The sequence below is a fragment of the Microbacterium foliorum genome, from assembly GCF_003367705.1.
Lineage (GTDB): Bacteria > Actinomycetota > Actinomycetes > Actinomycetales > Microbacteriaceae > Microbacterium > Microbacterium foliorum.
The window spans coordinates 1281260-1298529 of record NZ_CP031425.1 but is presented as its reverse complement, the minus strand read 5'-3'; the positions used below and the strand labels follow the sequence as shown (position 1 = coordinate 1298529).

Sequence of the window (17270 nt, the reverse complement as noted above, 5' to 3'; positions counted from 1 at the left end):
GGGGCGCCCATTCTGTATCTCTCACTGCGGGATCACTCCCCCGATGTCGACTCCAGTCCGAGCAGCGTGTTGACCGCATCCGTGAGGCGCTTGTCGGCCTCGGCGAACTTGGTCAGGTCGCCGGACTTGAGCGCGGCGTCACGGTCGGTGAGCGCCTGCCGCGCGGCGGCGAGAGCCTCGGCCTGCGCATCCGTGGGCGTGGTCGGGTCCGTCGGGGTGACCTCACCGGTGTCGGGATCGGGCTGCGTCGGCTCGACCTGGTCGTCACCGCCGGTCGCGCCCGAGTCTCCACCGAAGAGCGTGTCGAGTGCTGCCGTCAGAGTGTCTTCGAACGCCACCTTGTCACCGAAGGCCACGAGGACCTTCTGCAGACGCGGCAGCTTGGTGCCCTCCGAGGACTGCACGTAGACCGGCTGCACGTAGAGCAGACCGCCTCCGACGGGCAGCGTCAGCAGGTTTCCGTAGAGGACTTCCGACTCACCCTGCTGCAGCAGGTTCAGCTGCGGCACCACGGCGGTGTCGGAGTTGTAGGTGTTCTGCACCTGTCCCGGGCCCGGCACGGTCGTGTCGGTGTCGATCTCGAGCATCCTGAGCTGGCCGTAGCCCTCCGCCTTGACGCCGGCCTCGGAGCCGGCATCCGAGTCGACGGCGAGGTAGCCCATCAGAACGTCACGGTTGCCGCCGCTCCCCGTCGCCGACGGGATGAACGTCGAGAACATCGAGAACCGCGGGGAGTCCTGTCCGGGCATCTGCATCGTCAGGTAGTACGGCGGCTGCAGCACCGCGTCGCTGCGAGGATCGTTCGGCGTCTGCCAGCGGTTGTCCTGCTGAGCGAACGAGCCGGCGGTGTCGATGTGGTAGATACCGAGCACGTCGCGCTGCACCTTGAACAGGTCGGTCGGATACCGCACGTGGCTCATCAGGTCGGACGACATCTCGCTGACCGGCTTGAGCGTCGACGGGTAGATGTTCTGCCACGTCTGCAGCACCGGGTCCTTGTCGTCCCAGGCGTAGAGTGTCACCGATCCGTCGTATGCGTCGACCGTGGCCTTGACCGAGTTGCGGATGTAGTTGATGTCGTCGATCGCGAGGGTCGGCGACGGGAGGTTCGAGTCGGCGATCGCCTCCGAGAGGCTCACGTTCTTCGAGTACGGGTACGTGGCGCTGGTCGTGTAGCCGTCGACGATCCAGACGATCTTGCCGTCGACCACGCTGGGGTACGGATCGCTGTCGAGCTCCAGGTACGGCGCGACCTTCTGCACTCGGGTCTTCGGATCGCGGTCGTAGAGGATCTGCGAGTCGTCGTTCACCAGGTTGGAGAAGAGGATCTGCTCGGACTGGAACTTCAGCGCGTAGAGGAGCTTCGTGAAGGTGTTGCCGATCTTCGGCCCACCGTCGCCCTCGAACGTGGTCTTGGTCTCGTTCGAGCCGTCCTTGCCGCGCGGGTAGTCGATCTCGACCGGGTCCGATCCGTCGGGCGACCCGACGATCGAGTACTCGGGCGAGTTCTCGCCGAAGTACACGCGGGGCTCGAAGTTCTCCTGGTCGGTGAGGAATCCCGCGGAGGGGATGCCGCGCTCGAGGAAGACGGGCTCTCCGTCGCTCGTGCGCTGGTTGCCCGCGGCCACCACCAGACCGTAGCCGTGCGTGTAGACCGCGGCGCGGTTGTTCCAGTTGCTGACGTCGACGCCCTCCATGTCGAGGTCGCGCACAGACACCACGGTGTCCTGCATCTTGCCGTCGATCTCGTAGCGGTCGACGTCGAGGTTCTGCTGGAACTGGTAGTACCCGCGGTACTGCTCGAGCTGACGCACCGCGGGGCTGATCACCGCAGGGTCGACGATGCGGATGGATGCCGTCGTCTCGGCGTCCGCGCGCAGCTGCCCCGCCTCGGCGTCGGTCTCGGCCTCGAACGGAGTCGTCTCGAGATTGGCGACCCCGTACGCCTCTTTCGTGCCGTCGATGTTCCGCTGGTAGAACTCCGCCTGGTAGGCGTTCTGGTTCGGGCGCACCTGGAAGGTCGTGACAGCCCACGGGAAGCCGACGCCGACGACGAGCGAGGCGACGATCAGCAGCGCGGTCGCGGCCAGCGGGAAGCGCCAGCGGCCGATGACGGCCGTGACGAAGAAGAGGATCGCGACGATCGCCGCGATGATGGTGAGGATCGCGAGACCGGGGATCGTCGCGTTCACTCCGGTGTAGGCGGGGCCGACGATGCGATCGTCCTGGGCGACGAGGGTCTTGAACCGGTCGAGCCAGAGGCTCGCCGCCTGCACGAGCAGATAGAGACCGGCGAGGATCGCGAGCTGGATGCGCGCGGGCTTGGAGATGCGCAGCTCACCCTGGCCGATGCGCACTGACCCGTAGAGGTACGACACCAGCGCGGTCACGACGAGCGTCAGCAGGAGCACGGCGGACACGAACGCGAGCAGGATCGAGTAGAACGGCATCGCGAACATGTAGAAGCCGGTGTCGACGCCGAACTGCGGGTCGGTGGTGTCGGTGGTGACACCGTTGGCCCACAGCCACACGGTCTTCCACTGGCTGGCCGCGGAGAAGCCGGCGAACAGGCCGAAGAAGATGGGCATGCCCCACATCGCGAGGCGACGGAGCGGTTCGATGACCTCCTGGTACCTGTCCAGCTGCGAGCTCAGGCGCACGTAGACGGGCCGCAGACGGTACGCGAGCTGGATGGCGACGAACAACGGCACCGCCATACCCAGGAAGCCGACGACGAACATCACCGCCGTGGCGAACCATTGAGTGGTGAGCACTCCGGTGAAGCCCACCTGGTCGAACCAGAGAAATTCGGTGTAGAACGATGCGAAGACGAAGAAGGCAGCGATCAGCGCGGCGATGATCGCCAGCGAGATCCCGAAGATTCTTCGCGAGGTTCGAGGAGTGGCCGGGTTCGGTGCGGAAGTCGAGGTCACCCTTCCATCCTAGGCTCGCCTCACTGTGCGGCGGCTGTTCACCCTGTCACGGGGAGGTCACGACATCGCAGGTCGGCAGGGCATCGACGTCGCCGCCGTCGGCGATCACATCGAGAGCCGCAAGTGACTCTTCGAGCGTGGAGGTGCTGACCACCGTGAGCCCGTCGGGGATGTGCCCCACGACCTCATTGCAGTTCGTCGAGGGCGCGAGGAAGTAGTCGGCACCGGCGTCACGCGCGCCGTAGAGCTTCTGACGGATGCCGCCGATCGGTCCCACCGTCCCGTCGGCCTCGATGGTGCCGGTGCCGGCGACGTTCTCCCCGCCGTTGAGCTCGCCCTCGGTGAGCGTGTCGATGATCCCGAGCGCGAACATCATTCCCGCGCTCGGACCGCCGACGTCGTCGAGCTGCAGGGTGACGTCGACCGCGAAGTCGTAGTCGGTGCGCAGAGAGACGCCGATGAGCCAGGTGGTGACATCCCCCTGGGTCTGCGCCTCGGGCGTGACCTCGACGACCCGCTCGTCGCCCGAGCGCTGCACGGTGAGTGCGACGGGGGCACCGCCGGCATCCTGGATCGCCTGCTTCAGCTGCTTCGCGGAACTCACCGCGGCGCCGTCGACCCCGGTGATCACGTCTTCCGCCTCGAGGCTGCCCTCGGCGGGCGAATCGTCGATGACCTGCTGCACCACGACCTCGGCGCCGGTGTCGTATCCGAGCTCATCGAGTGCGGCGGCGGTCGCCTCGTGCTGCGAATCGACCATCAGCGTCGCGTTCTGCTCGTCGCGCTGCTCGGTCGTGACGCCTTCGGGGAACACCGAGTCGATCGGGACGACGGCGCGAGAGGAGTCCGTCCACGCCAGAGCGAGCTCGAACCAGCTGGGCGTGCGCTCGCGGTTGCCCACGACCTGCACGGTCGTGAGATCGAGCGTTCCCGCCGTCTCGTATGTCTTCGCACCGTCGATCTGGATCAGCGGGACCTGCTCGCCGTCGGCGCCGGCAGCGGTGCCGAGGGTGTCGTACACCGGGCCCGGACGCTGGATCACGTAGGGCGTCGGAAGGAAGGTGAGCACGACGAGGGCGATCAGCGCGACGATCAGCGCCCAGACGCCCAGCCCGAGCTTCACAGACCGGGTTCGATCCACAGTTTCCTCCGTCGTTCGCGGGCGGCGTACAGCGATCTGCCCGCGTCGGGGTCTGGCGGCCACTCCGGTGACTAGCGTAGATGCCACGGCTTCAGACGTGCTGAGAGGCGAGCGACATGCCAGACAACGACCCCACCCCCGAGGACTTCGAAGAGTTCCTCCGACGAATGATGGCCGGCCAGGGCGGCGGTGACATCGACCCCGAAGCGCTGCGGAACGCCTTCTCCGGTATGGACGGCATCCAGCTCGACCCGGCGATGATGCAGACGATCATGTCTCAGCTGCAGGGAGCCTTCGGCGGCGATGCGTGGGAGAACGCGCTGCGTCAGGCGCTGCACATCGCCAACCGCGACGGACTCGGCATCACCGAGGGATCGCGTACCTCGCTGGTCGACTCGTTCGCCCTCGCCGATCTGTGGCTGAGCGAGGCGACCACGATCTCCGAGCTCGCCGAGCGGCCCAGGGCGATGACCCGCGGCGAGTGGGTCGAGGCGACCCTCCCCGTGTGGAAGGAGATCGCCGAGCCGGTGTCCACGAGCATCGCGGATGCGCTCACCAGCGCCCTCGACACCCAGGTGCCCGAAGAGATGCGCGAGGTCGTGCAGGGGGCCGGCAAGCTCATGCGCGGACTGGGCGGATCGGTGTTCGCGGCGCAGTTCGGACAGGTGCTCGGCACACTCGCCCTCGAGGTGGTGTCCGGCGGTGATGTCGGCATCCCCGTGCTCCCGGCCGGAACGGCAGCGGTGATTCCGCAGAATCTCAGCGATTTCGGAGACGGACTCGAGATCCCCGAAGACCAGATCATCCTCTACCTCGCCACACGCGAGCTGGCCTACGCGAGGCTCTATCGCCACGCGAAGTGGCTGCACCTGCACGTGATGGCGCAGATCACCGACTTCGCGCGGGGCGTCACGGTCGACGTCGACGCGCTGGAAGACGTCGCGAGCCGACTCGACCCCTCGAACCCCGAAGAGCTGCGGTCGGCGATCGAGGGCGGCGCACTGCTGCCTACGCAGACGGAGGCGCAGGGCGAGGCGCTGGCGCGGCTCGAGAACCTGGTCGCGACGATCGACGGGTGGGTCGACGTCGTCACCGCCCAGGCCACGTCTCGACTCCCCGACGGTGCTCGCATCGCCGAGGCCGCACGACGTCGCCGCGCGGTGGGCGGCCCGGCGGAAGACGCCCTCGGCGCTCTCGTCGGACTCAAGCTCCGCCCGCGCCGGCTGCGCGAGGCGTCGGCCATGTGGCAGGCCGTCACCGACGCGGTCGGCGCCGCCGGACGCGACGCACTGTGGGACTACCCCGACCTGATGCCGACCTCGGAGGACATCGACGACCCGTCCGCACTGGTGGCGCGGCTGCAGGCGACGGCCCGCGGCGAGGAGCCGGCAGCCGACGAGTTCGACGAGGCGCTGGCGCGTCTGCTCGACGGCGACGACTTCTCGTCGGAGAGGAACGCAGAGACGGACGCCTCCGGGACCGACAGCGAGGAGCGCGACGGCGAGGAGCGCGACGGCGAGGAGCGCGACGGCGAGGACCCCGGCGACGGGGGGCCCGGCGACGGGACCGGGGGCGAGCGACCGGTCTGATCCGGCCGTCGGTCCGGTGCGCGCACCGGACCGACACCTCTTCTGCACAGACGCCGAGGGCGACCGATGTTGTCCACCGATCGCCCTCCTGGCGTCCCACGGCACGCGATGATCCCCAGAATCGAGGGATGCCTCCGCTGAGCCCGCAGATCACGACCCGCCTCGACCCCGCCATCCCTCTGCTGTGGCGCGACGGAGAAACCCTGCAGATCGGCATCGAGGGGACTCTGCGGATCCCCGCCTCCGAACCGTGGGTGGAGCGGCTCGTCGCGCGCATGGCGGCCGGGTTCCGCCGCTCGACTTTCGACGTCGTCGCCCATGCAGCCGGCGCACCGCGCGCCGACGCGCGCGAGCTGCTGGCGCGGCTCCAGCCGCTGCTGGTCGACGACGCCCCCTCTCCCCCTGCGGCGTGGGTGGAGAGCATCGACGTCCTCGACGGCCGCTGCGAATACCGGATGCGGGAGGCGCTGATCGACGAGGGCGTGGCCGACGGAGTGCGAGGGGATCCCCGGCACGTCGGCGTCGTGCTCGTGGAGGGGGCGGCCGCGGCGCTGCAGTTCGCGCGCTACCTGCGGGAGGACACCGCACACCTGCCGGTGTCGTGGGAGCGCGGGCGGACGACCGTCGGCCCCGTGATCATCCCCGGCATCTCGCCGTGTCTGAGCTGCCGCGACGCGCACGACAGCGCGAAGGATCCGGCATGGCCGCGCCTGCACGCGCAGCTCATCGCGCGCCCCGCAGGCGCTCTCAGCGCGGCACGCGTCGCCGATGCGGCCACGCTCGTCGCCCGGCTGCTGGCGGCATCCGCGTCACCGGGCGAGTATGCGGTGATCAGCGGCGACGGTCGGCGCGAGTGGCGTTCGGTGACATTTCACGAAGAATGCCGGTGCCGCGTGCCGTCGTCCCCATCTCTGCGAGGAACCGCGACGGCGCTCGTTCCCCTCGCCCCGCGGATCGAGACCAGGAGAGCGCCAGCGTACGCGCGGCTCGCGTGACACCGACGTACGCGAGACGTCGCTCTTCATCGATGGCCTCGAATCCGGTGGCATAAGAGATCGGCAGCGCCCCCTCGGCCCACCCCGCGAGGTGCACGTGCGGCCATTCGAGCCCCTTCGCGGCGTGCAGCGTCGACAGCGTGACGGTGCGCAGGGTCGGCTCATGCTGGTCCTTGGCACGAGCCATCAGCGAATCGCTGAACGTGCGCAGGTTCTCGTCGGGCCCGGCATCCTCCGCGAGCCGGAGGATCGCGCGTCGCGCCTCCCAGCCGTCGCGCTGCGCGCCACCCGCGGCAGGAGGCTCGTCGCTCAGGCCGAGTTCGCGCAGGACACGCTGGACCCCCGGGAGGAACCCCTGCTCGGTGGGAGCGACGGCCGCTGCCCGCAGCGCGAGGATCGCCTGTCGCACCTCGGGCATCGCGAAGAACCGCGTACCGCCCAGCACCGAGGTCGCGACACCCTCGGCGGCGAGCGCCTGCTGCAGCGCGGCGGACTGCGCGTGCGCACGGTAGAGCACGGCGATGTCGGCGGGCGAGGTGCCCGCGGCGATCCGTGCCGACACCGCCGCGGCGATGCCCTCGGCCTCTTCGCGCTCGGAGTCGTACGCGGTGACCGTGGGGGCATCCGCGTTGAAGGTCTCGCGCGCGGGGACGAGCTCGAGCGCACCCGGCCTGCCCTTCATGAGCGCGTTCGCCGCTTCGAGGATCGGCGCCTGCGACCGGTAGTTGGTCTCGAGGCGGACGACCGTCGCATCAGGATGCCGGCGTCCGAACTCGAGCAGAAAACGCTGCTCGGCCCCGGCGAACGAGTAGATAGTCTGGCTGGCATCGCCCACCACGCAGATGTCGCGCCGGTCGCCCAGCCAGAGCTCCAGCAGACGGTTCTGCAACGGCGACACGTCCTGATACTCGTCGACCGTGAAGTGCCGATACTGCTCGTGCACGGAGGCAGCCACTCGGGGCTCCGCCTCCAGCATCCCCGCGCACGCGAGCAGGACGTCCTCGAAATCCAGCTGATGCCGTTCGTCCTTCAGTGCCTCGTAGCGCTGCTGCAGCTCGACCAGCTGCTGCGTGTCGACACCGCTCACCGACCGCCCGAGGCCGGCGTGCGCGTCGACCGACAGCATCGACACCTTGCGCCATTCGATCTCGGAGGCGATGTCGCGCAGTGTGGCGGTGCTCGGGCGCAGTCGCATGGCATCGGCGGCCTGCCCCAGCATGCGCACCTTGTTGTCGATGATCGACGGGGCCGGAGCACCCGCGAGCGTGGGCCAGAAGAAGTTGAGCTGCGCCAGAGCGGCCGCATGGAAGGTGCGCGCGGCGACGCCCTCGACACCCAGTGCCCGCAGACGTCCCCGCAGCTCGCCCGCCGCCTTGGCGGTGAACGTCACCGCCATCACGCGCGAGGGCGAATACGCACCGGTATCGACGCCGTGGGCGATCCTGTGGGTGATCACACGCGTCTTCCCCGTGCCGGCCCCCGCGAGCACCGCGACGGGTCCGCGCAGCACGGATGCCGCCTCCCGCTGCCGTTCGTCGAGGGCGTCGAGCGCGCTCACGCGCGCTCCTCGAACCACGACACGATCAGGGCGCGGGCGATGGACGACGGACCGGGAAGACCGACCGGCCCGTCGCCGGCGAGGGCGGAACCGATCTCCTCGCGGGTGAACCACCGCGCATCGATGATCTCCTCGCCATCGGGCCGCACATCGCCCTCATCGAGGACGACCGCGCGGAAGCCCAGCATCAGCGAGCGCGGGAACGGCCACGGCTGCGAGGAGACGTAGCGCAGCGAGGCGAGCCGGACGCCGGACTCCTCCTCGAGCTCACGGTGCACCGTCGCCTCGAGCGACTCCCCCGCCTCGGTGAACCCCGCGAAGCAGGAGTACATGCGGCCGCCCCAGTTCGCGTTGGCACCGAGCAGCAGGCGCTCCCCGTCGGCGCTCTCCACGGCCACGATGACGGCAGGATCGGTGCGCGGGAAGTGCTCGCGTCCGCAGACCAGGCAGTGCCTCGACCACCCCGCCTGTCGGAGCTCGGTGCCGCCGCCGCAGGACGGACAGAACGGAGCGTCCCGCAGCCAGCCGCCCAGGGCGAGCGCCTCGATGAGCAGCTCGGTCTCGTCGGGGTCGAGACGGGCACCCAGATCGCGCAGCCCCAGCCACATCTCATCCGGGGCCGTGTCGACGCTCACCGTCTCGGGCTCGGGCGGCAGGACGGCCAGCAGGATGGCGTGGCCGTCGGGGTCACGTCCGAGCAGAGCCCAGGTGGCCTCGACGATCTCCTCGACGGGAACCCGCAGGAGCGTGGCGTGATCGAGGTCGCCGTCCGCGATGCGCACCCGACCGCCACGCGTGGCGATCACTCGGGTGGTGCGGTCGGCACGGAGTCGGTCGATGAGGCCGGGCTCGCCCCTCAATTCGGCGGCGCGGTCGAGGGACGTGGTCTTCATGGTCATCGGCTCCCTCTCTCACGGGCGTGGCGGAAGCGGGACCGCCCCTGCGTCCACCTACCCTGGGGGTATGCGACGCTCTCCTTTCACTCTAGCCGCGGCGGTGACTGCCGCACTGCCGGGCGCGGAGGTGACCGGAGCCCGCGCGCTGAGCGCTGACGGCGACGGACGCTTCGATTCCGCCGTCGCCACGCTCGCCGACGGACGCGAACTCGCGATCCGCGTCGCGGACGACGACGAGACGGCCCGTGAACTCGCCGCGGAGGCGCTCGCCCTGCGCGCGCTCACGGCCGGTGCCCGCGCGATGCTCCCCTTCCGGGCGCCCGAGTACATCGGCGAGACCCGCCTCGGCGACTCCCGCGCACTCGTGACCGAGCTGCTGCCCGGATTCCAGATCGAGGCGGCGATGGTCCCGGCGGGGCGTGGCGCGGCCGAATCGATGGGAACCGCGATCGCCGCCGTGCACACCATGCCGACGTCGGTCGTGCGCGGAGCCGGGCTCACCACCCGCTCGGCGCAGGAGAGCCGCGACGAGCTCATCCGCCTCGTCGACGCCGCCGCATCCACCGGTCGCGTCCCGGCGCGTCTGACGATCCGCTGGCGCGACGCCGTCGCGGACGACGACCTGTGGCGCTACGAGTCGACCGTCGTGCTCGGGGGCGTCCAGTCCACCTCCTTCCTCTTCCGCGACGACCCGGATCTCGGCCCCGAGGTCACCGGCCTCATCGGGTGGCACTCGCTGTCCGTCGGCGACCCCGCCATCGACCTCTCCTGGCTCTCGGCGGCCCCCGACGCGGCGGACGACGTGCACGCGGCCTACGCCAGAGCCGCCGATCGCGGTACCGACGCCGCACTCGAGGTCCGTGCGCGTCTGCACGCCGAGCTGGAGTTCGCCCGCTGGCTCGTGCACGGCGACTCGCTGCGCCGGCAGGACATCGTCGATGATGCCGCTGCGCTCCTGGAGTCACTCGCCGAAGGGCTGCACGACGACGACCTCGGCGTGATCGCATCGCGGCGTGACGGCGTCGACTCGGCCCTCGACGCGCTCGACCGGGTGCCCGCCGCGGCATCCGTCGCCGACGTCGACACGTCGATGCAGACCGATGCGTACAACCCGAACGAGCTGTGGCACGACGAAGACGCCACCGGAGACATGTCCGATGCCGCGGCAGAAGCGGCGCGCCGCATGCAGGTGGGAAGCCTCGCGACCGAGGACCTCTCGTCCGTGCGCGTGGACGAGCGTCCGGACCAGGAGCCGGGACATCCCGATGACACGCAGCGACGTGACGCCGCCCCCGCCGTCGTGCGCCCATCGGGCGACACCGGTGACGGGTCGGACGAGTCGTCGCCCGAGGACGAAGCTCAGCGCGCGGCGCGCGCCGCGCTCCAGCGCTGGAAGAGCTCGGACTCGGAGTAGATCCGTTCTCCGCGGATGACCAGGTCATCGGCGACGTAGTAGAGAGCGACATCGATCTCATCGAGCGGCACCCCGAAACGGCGGTGGTAGGCGAGCCGGTAGAGCGCGAGCTGCAGCATCCGGTCCTCCCTCTCCTGCGCCGTGCGGGGAGCCTTGCCCGTCTTCCAGTCGACGATCTCGATTCGACCGCCGCGGTCCTCCCTGCGGTACACGGCGTCGAGCTTGCAGATGACGATGTGGCCGTCGTCGCCCGAGGCCGCTCCTCCCCCGAGCGCGAAGTCGATCTCGATCTCGACGGCGAGAGGTTGCCGACCCGCCCATTCGCTGCGCTCGAAGATCTCCTGCAGCGTCTCGAGATCGGCCGCATCGGCCGGTGAGACCACCGCACCTCCGATGTCCTGCCCGAGAGGGGCATCGTCACCGTCGTCGAGCTCCCAGAGGGCCTCGTCGACCCGCCGTCCCACTCCGACGAGTTCGCTGCGACGTTCCACCCAGGCATGGAAAAGTGTGCCCAGTCGGGTCTGCCGATACGGCCTCTCGGGCATGGGGCGGACGATCGATGACAGCGTGCCCCCGAAGTCCGTGACGTAGTCCTTGAAACGCGACGCGGGAACGCGGGTGGGCGGCGGGGCGTCGGTGCCCCGCATGCGCGCGGTCCGTTCGGCCAGAAGCCTCGACAGTTCGGGCGAGGCCTGCGGCTCCCCCTCTGCGGCCAGCCGAACCGCGGATGCCGCGGCCTCCACGACCTGTCGACGGGCCCCGAGCGGATCGAGCGGCCAGGTCAGGGTCGCCCCCGGCCCGTCATAGGGGTTCTCGTCCGGGTCGACCGGCTGCACCGGATCGAAGCCGAGGATCTCCATCGCCTCGACGAGATAGGCGCTCGGCACCCGCGGCGACTTCTGCCCGGCCCAGTGCGAGCCGCTCAGCAGCAGATCGGTCCGGGCGCGCGTCACGGCGACGTAGGCGAGGCGTCGCTCCTCCTGCTGCTGATAGTCCCGGTAGGCGTTCTTGAAGCGGCGAAGCGCTCCGCCCTGGGGCCAGGCCTTGGATATCCCGCCCGACAGCGATGACTGGGCGAGCGTCTTGCGCCTCTTCGGATCGGTCTCGTCGCCGACGGCGGACTCCGGGTCCCATTCGAAACGCGGCAGCGCATCGCGGTCGCCGCGCAGCGCGAACGGAACGACGCCGAATCCGAACCATCCCGACGTGTCCGAGACGCGGCCGGGGAGCTCATCGGCCACCAGTCTCACGACAGCGACCGAATCCCACTCCAGTCCCTTCGAGCCGTGGATGGTCAGCAGCTGCACCACTCCCGGCTCCGGAGGTTCGGGGCGCGGCATCAGCTCATCGGTGCTCTCGGCCTTGTCGAGCCAGGCGAGCAGACTGCCGATCGTGCCTCGTTCGTCGGCGGACAGGAATGCGCGCACCTCGTCGGAGAACGCGCGCAGCTGCGTGGCCGCGACACGTGCGGGGCCGCGGGTCTCGTTCGCCGCGAGCTCGATGTCGAGCCGCAGCTCGAGTTCGATCAGACGGATGAGCTCGGGAAGCGGCTGCGAGCTGGCGCGACGGAGTCGCTCGAGCATCTCTCCTGCGGCGCGGATGCGTGATCGCCCCGCCGCGCTGATGCCCTCGAGCAGCCGGTAGTCGTCGCGCACGGCCCGGACGATGTCGACCGCGTCGATGATCGACACCGCTTCATCCGCCCCTCGGGACGAGCGCAGTCGCACGCGCACCTCTTCGGGCAGGGGCATCATCGCGGTGTCGCGCTCGGCGAGCGTGCGTCCGAGATCGTAGAGCGCCGCCATGTCGGCCACTCCCACCGCGAACCGCGGTCCCGTGAGCAGTCGGATCAGGGCCGATCCCGCGGTCGGGTCGTGCACGACACGCAGCGTCGACACCACGTCGACCACCTCGGGCGTGGTCAGCAGACCACCGAGGCCGAGGATGCGGTGCGGTATGCCCCGTGCCGCGAGGGCGGCCGCGAACGTCTGCATGTGTCGCTTCGACCGGAAGAGGATGGCGCCGGTGTGCGGCGAATCCGACGCCGCGGCATGCGTGGCGCGGCGATCGGCGAACCAGTCCGCGACCTGCTCCGCCTCGTCATCGACGGTGAAGGGGAATCGCACGTCCACGGCCCCGACCCCCGCGCCAGGGCGAGGTTCGAGCGGCGGCACATCGAGAACGGGACGCCTCAGCGGCTCGAGCACGCGGTTCGCGACGTCGAGGATGCGGGTGTCGTTGCGCCAGCTCGTCATCAGACTGTAGGTCTGCGCATTCTGCGAGGCGCTCGAGAACGTGCGGGAGAACGCGTAGAGGTTGTCGGCGCTCGCACCTCGCCAGCCGTAGATCGACTGGTGCGGGTCGCCGACCGCCATGACCGCGGAGTCGCGGAACAGCTCGGCCAGGAACCTCGTCTGGATGACGGACGTGTCCTGGTATTCGTCGAGCAGCACCACTCGATGCTGCTCGCGCAGGGCGGCTCGGACATCGGGCGCAGACTCGACGATGTCATAGGCGCCACCGACCTGATCGGCGAAGTCCAGCACCCCTCGGCGCTCCTTCTCGGCGATGTACTCCCGCACGAGACGGGCGAGGGTGCCCAGTCCCTGCAGGTTGCTCGCCGCCTTGTCGACGTCGGCGTTGCCGCGGTAGGGCTCGAACCGCTCGGCCTGTTCGCGAGCCAGGGCGACGGCGCGATCGAGGTCGACCCGGTGGTCGAGCACATCACCGGCCAGTCGCTGCACGGCGTCGATCACCGTTCCGAGGGCGAAGTCGATGTCCTCCAGCTCGGGCAGGTCGGAGCGGAGCACGACCTCGCGCGCGAGCATCCAGGATGCCGCCTGGCTGAGCATCGCGACATCCGAGTCGCGGCCGATTCGGGCGGCATGCTGCCGCACGATGCCGTCGGCGAAGGCGTTGTAGGTCGACACCGTCGGCCGGATCATCAGCTCTTCGGCGGCGCGCGGCGTGGCCGGATCCCAGCCCGTGCCGTAGCGTGCCGCGAGTTCGTCGAGCACGTGCAGACGCACCAGCTCGCGTTGCCTTCCGGGCGCCGCGTCGTCGACACGTCGGAGAGCGCCGGACGACACGATCTCTGGCAGGAACGGCAGCAGCCCCCGTCGCCCGTACTCGTCGATGACGGCGAGCCGTGTGCCGATGCGCTCGGCCAGCTCGCCGGCGGCCTTGCGTGTGAAGGTGAGTCCGAGCACCTCGTCGCGGCGCACGTGGCCGTTCGCGACCAGCCACACGACCCGGCCCGACATCGTCTCGGTCTTGCCGCTGCCTGCGCCGGCGACGACGAGGGCGGGCATCGGCGGCGCCTCGATCACGCGCTGCTGTGCGGGAGTGGGCGGCGGCTGCCCGAGCGCTGCCGCGATGTCCGTCGCAGAGATCCCTCGCTCGCCCGGCCAGCGTCCGATCTCTGCGGCTGCGGCCACCGGCGCCTCGCCGAGGCTCATGAGCTCACCGCCGGCACCGTGTGGATGCGGCACGGGTTGATCCGTCGCTGCGTGTCGGCGCAGTGCGACTCGACCTGCGCGGTGAAGCTCGATGCCGACATCCCCCTCGCCGCCTCGCCGACGCGCCGCAGGAACGCCTCTCTGGCCTCGTCACCCAGAGTGTGCTGGTGGGCCACGCGGTAGTCGCTCTTCGCGAGCGTCTTCGAGACGATCACGAGGCGTGCCCCGGCGAGCGCATCAGCGGGAGCGCCCTCGATGAGTCCCTGCTGCACGGCGATCTGATAGGCCGCGAGCTGGGCGTGCTCGGTCACGGCGGTGTCGGACTCGGGATCGCTTCTCCCGGTCTTGAGATCGACGACCACCACCCGCTCGCGACCCGCGTCGCCCTCGATGGGCTGCCACTTCTGACCGCGTGCATGAGGGTGGTCGCCCGCTCCTGGCGGATACAGCTCGACACGGTCGATGTAGCCGTGGACGACGGCGCGGTTCGCGGCGTCGTCTCCCACGGGGTGCACGCCCGGCGGGGCATCGGTGTCGCCGGCGACGTCGACCGCGAACCGGAACTCCACCTCGCTGGCGAGCTCCCGGCCTCCGTCGCGGCGCACGTCGCCGAGGTAGGTGTGCAGACGATCGACGAGGACGTCGGCCCGGCGGCGCTCCTTGCGTCCGATCCACGCGGTCTCGAAGTCGAGCTCCGGCCAGTGCTCGGCCACGACCTCCCGCATCCGCTCGAGGTCGCCGTCGGGCGCCTTCTCCATGGCCTCGTGGATGATCGTGCCGATGCCCGCGGTCGGGGGCATCACCGTGTCTCCACCCAGCGCCGAGACCGCCCAGTTCAGGCCGCACTCCTCGTACGACTCCATCCTCGACGGGGAGACGCGCGCTCCCTCGCTCGCGAGGTCTCGCAGCGCGCTGATCGTCGACGGCTCCGCGATGCCGTACCAGTCGGCCGGGTCCGCTCCGGGAACACCCTCCCTCGCCAGCACGGCGAGCTGGCCTGCGGCTTCGCGTCGGTCCGCGGCCGATGCGGAGGATGTGAGCACCCGTCGGTGACGGGCGACGAGTCCGCGAAGGGTGAGCGGATGCTCGGCCGAGGCGTGTCGCCCGGGGGGCTCCGGCGGCGGCAGGAAGGCGAAGAAGGGGCTGGGCGTCAGATCGTCGTCGTCGACCGCGGTGATGAGGAGCCGCCGCTGCGCGCGGGAGATGGCGCGCACGAAGAGTCGCAGCTCGTCGTGGAGCGCGGTGCGACGGCGGTCGAGGGCACCCGGCGCAGACTCTGCCGCACCACTGCGCGCCGCGACGATCGCATCTGCCAGGCGCCAGGTCTGCAGCAGTCCACCCCGAAGGCGCACGTTCGGCCAGACGCCGTCCTGCACCCCGGCGACCACGACGGCGTCGTATTCGGTGCCGAGCGCCGTGGCGGGCGTGAGCAGTGTCACCCGGCCCGGCCGATCGGGGCTGGAGAGGGAGTCCTCAGGGACCTCGCTGTCGAGGACGTCGCGAACGAAGACCTCCGCCCTCTCATTCGGGGTGCGCTCGACGAATCGCTTGGCGGCGCCGAACAGGGCGACGAGCGCGTCGAGGGCGCGCGCGGTCTCCGCACCGCTCGCCTGCAGCGACATCTCGCGCCAGGCGATCTGCAGCCTGCGCCCGTCGACCGCACGCGCGGCGTCCCAGACCCGCCAGAGCAGGTCGTGGATCGTCTCGCCCGCCGCGCCCCCCGCAGCCACTTCGGCGACGGTCTGCGCGAAACGGGCAGCAGTGCGGGACTCCTGGGCGTCGATCAGCTCGAGGTGCGCCGGGGCTGTCAGCGCCTGCACGAGGAGTTCGCGCGCCGGGGTCGAGCCGCCGTGTCCGAGCTCCAGATGCCGGAGGCGCGCGCGGAGTCGTCGGAGCCCGATCGCGTCCATCCCGCCGAACGGGGTGCGCAGTGCCTCCTCCCAGTCCTGCGCGGTGCGCTCGTCGGGAGGCGTGAGCGCCAGGCGGACCACCCCCACGATGTCGCGCACGATCGACTCGCTGCCGAGCGGACGCTGCACCCCCGCCGCCCTGGTCGGGATCTCGCGCGCCGCGAGCTCGGCCTCGAGCTCGCTCACCTGTCGGGTGTCATGGGCGATCACCGCCATCCGGTCCCAGGGCACGTCGTCGCTCAGGTGCCATTCGCGCATGACGCCCGCAATGCGGTCGAGCTCCTCGTACGGAGAGGGCGCGACGAATGTCGCCACCGCGGGGGTCGCCGCGGCGTCCGGCGGCAGCGGCGCGCGTCGGTGTTCGACGCGTCCCGAGACGCCGATCGCCTGGGTGACTGTGCGCGTGAGCGCAGTGAGCGAGGGCTCCTGCCGGTGCGCGTGGTCGAGCACGTGCACCGTGCCGAGTTCCGCGGCGAGGTCGGCGAAGAGCTCGGGGCTCGCGCCACGGAACGCCCCCGAGGAGATGTCGGGGTCGCCGACGGCGAACACCGCGATGCCGCGTCGCCGCAGCGCCTGCACGACGGCCACGCCCCCGCGCGTGAGCTCCTGAGCGTCATCGATCAGCACCACGGCGAGATCGGCGAGCGGTCCGAGAGCCGCAGCGTCGGCGGTCTGCAGGATCGCGCTGGCCTCGGCGAGCAGATCGGCCGCGTCACGGTGGGAGGCACGAGCCATGTCGAGAACCGCGCGGTACTCGACGAGGAAGTCGGCCGCCGCCGTCCACACCGGGTCACCCGTCGCCGTGAGTTCGGCGGGACCGGTGCCGAGCTCGACGCAGGCGTCGATGAACGCCCGCAGCTCCGAGCGGAACCCCTTCGATGCCCGGACGGAGGGGCTCAGGGCGTCGGGCCAGTCGATGTGCTCGTCTTCGGTGTCGCCCGCGAGCAGCTCCGAGATCAGCCTGTCCTGATCGGCGCCGGTGAGCAGCGCCGGCGGCTCCGCTCCGGCGCGCACCATCGCTCCGCGCACGATCTGGAAGGCGAAGGAACCGAGCGACCGCGCCAGCGGGCCCGGAGTGGCCTGACCGATGCGCACACCGATCCGATCGCGCAGCGCAGTGGCCGCCTGTCGGCTGGGCGTGAGCACGAGAACCTGCTCAGGGCGCATGCCGACCGTGTCGAGGAGTCGCACCACGCGCTCTGTGAGCGCATGGGTCTTGCCCGTGCCCGGCGCACCGATGACGACTCCGGATGCCGTCGCATCGGCGCCGATCACGGCGTTCTGCGCGGCGTCCTCTGTCATGTCCTCCACGCTACTGGGGCCCGGGGACATCGCCCGCTCCGGCGATCCGGCGACCCTGTGCGCTCAGGGCGAAA

8 protein-coding genes are annotated in these 17270 nt (G+C 70.4%); 2 read left to right on the top strand and 6 right to left on the bottom strand.

The genetic code is table 11. The features are described from left to right. Positions 1-32: 32 nt before the first annotated feature. Complete coding sequence (locus tag DXT68_RS05885) at positions 33-2933, bottom strand: UPF0182 family membrane protein (RefSeq protein WP_045255495.1); 2901 nt, start codon at positions 2931-2933, stop codon at positions 33-35. Positions 2934-2979: 46 nt separating this feature from the next. Continuing rightward, a complete protein-coding gene (locus DXT68_RS05880; RefSeq protein ID WP_045255496.1) occupies positions 2980-4074 on the bottom strand; it encodes a YlbL family protein in 1095 nt (364 codons plus the stop codon). A 116-nt stretch (positions 4075-4190) separates the two neighbouring features. Between DXT68_RS05880 and DXT68_RS05875 the strand changes: the two genes are divergently transcribed. Beyond that, on the top strand, positions 4191-5663 hold the full coding sequence (locus DXT68_RS05875; protein ID WP_045255497.1) for a zinc-dependent metalloprotease: 1473 nt from the start codon (positions 4191-4193) through the stop codon (positions 5661-5663). Between the two features lie 831 nt (positions 5664-6494). On the opposite strand, the gene DXT68_RS05870 is transcribed toward DXT68_RS05875, so the two are convergent. Both DXT68_RS05870 and nudC read right to left on the bottom strand, forming a co-directional pair. Continuing rightward, a complete protein-coding gene (locus tag DXT68_RS05870) occupies positions 6495-8216 on the bottom strand; it encodes an ATP-dependent helicase (protein WP_045255498.1) in 1722 nt (573 codons plus the stop codon). Beyond that, a complete protein-coding gene (gene nudC, locus DXT68_RS05865) occupies positions 8213-9115 on the bottom strand; it encodes an NAD(+) diphosphatase (protein WP_045255499.1) in 903 nt (300 codons plus the stop codon). The genes DXT68_RS05870 and nudC overlap by 4 nt, the downstream gene beginning before the upstream one ends. Before the next feature lie 97 nt (positions 9116-9212). Between nudC and DXT68_RS05860 the strand changes: the two genes are divergently transcribed. Beyond that, positions 9213-10526, top strand: a complete 1314-nt coding sequence (locus DXT68_RS05860) for a phosphotransferase (protein ID WP_052677850.1) — start codon at positions 9213-9215, stop codon at positions 10524-10526. Here the strand turns inward: DXT68_RS05860 and DXT68_RS05855 are convergent. Both DXT68_RS05855 and DXT68_RS05850 read right to left on the bottom strand, forming a co-directional pair. Next, positions 10472-13984, bottom strand: a complete 3513-nt coding sequence (locus DXT68_RS05855; protein WP_052677867.1) for an ATP-dependent helicase — start codon at positions 13982-13984, stop codon at positions 10472-10474. The genes DXT68_RS05860 and DXT68_RS05855 overlap by 55 nt on opposite strands. Continuing rightward, complete coding sequence (locus DXT68_RS05850) at positions 13981-17196, bottom strand: ATP-dependent helicase (protein ID WP_045255501.1); 3216 nt, start codon at positions 17194-17196, stop codon at positions 13981-13983. The genes DXT68_RS05855 and DXT68_RS05850 overlap by 4 nt, the downstream gene beginning before the upstream one ends. Between the last annotated feature and the right edge of the window lie 74 nt (positions 17197-17270).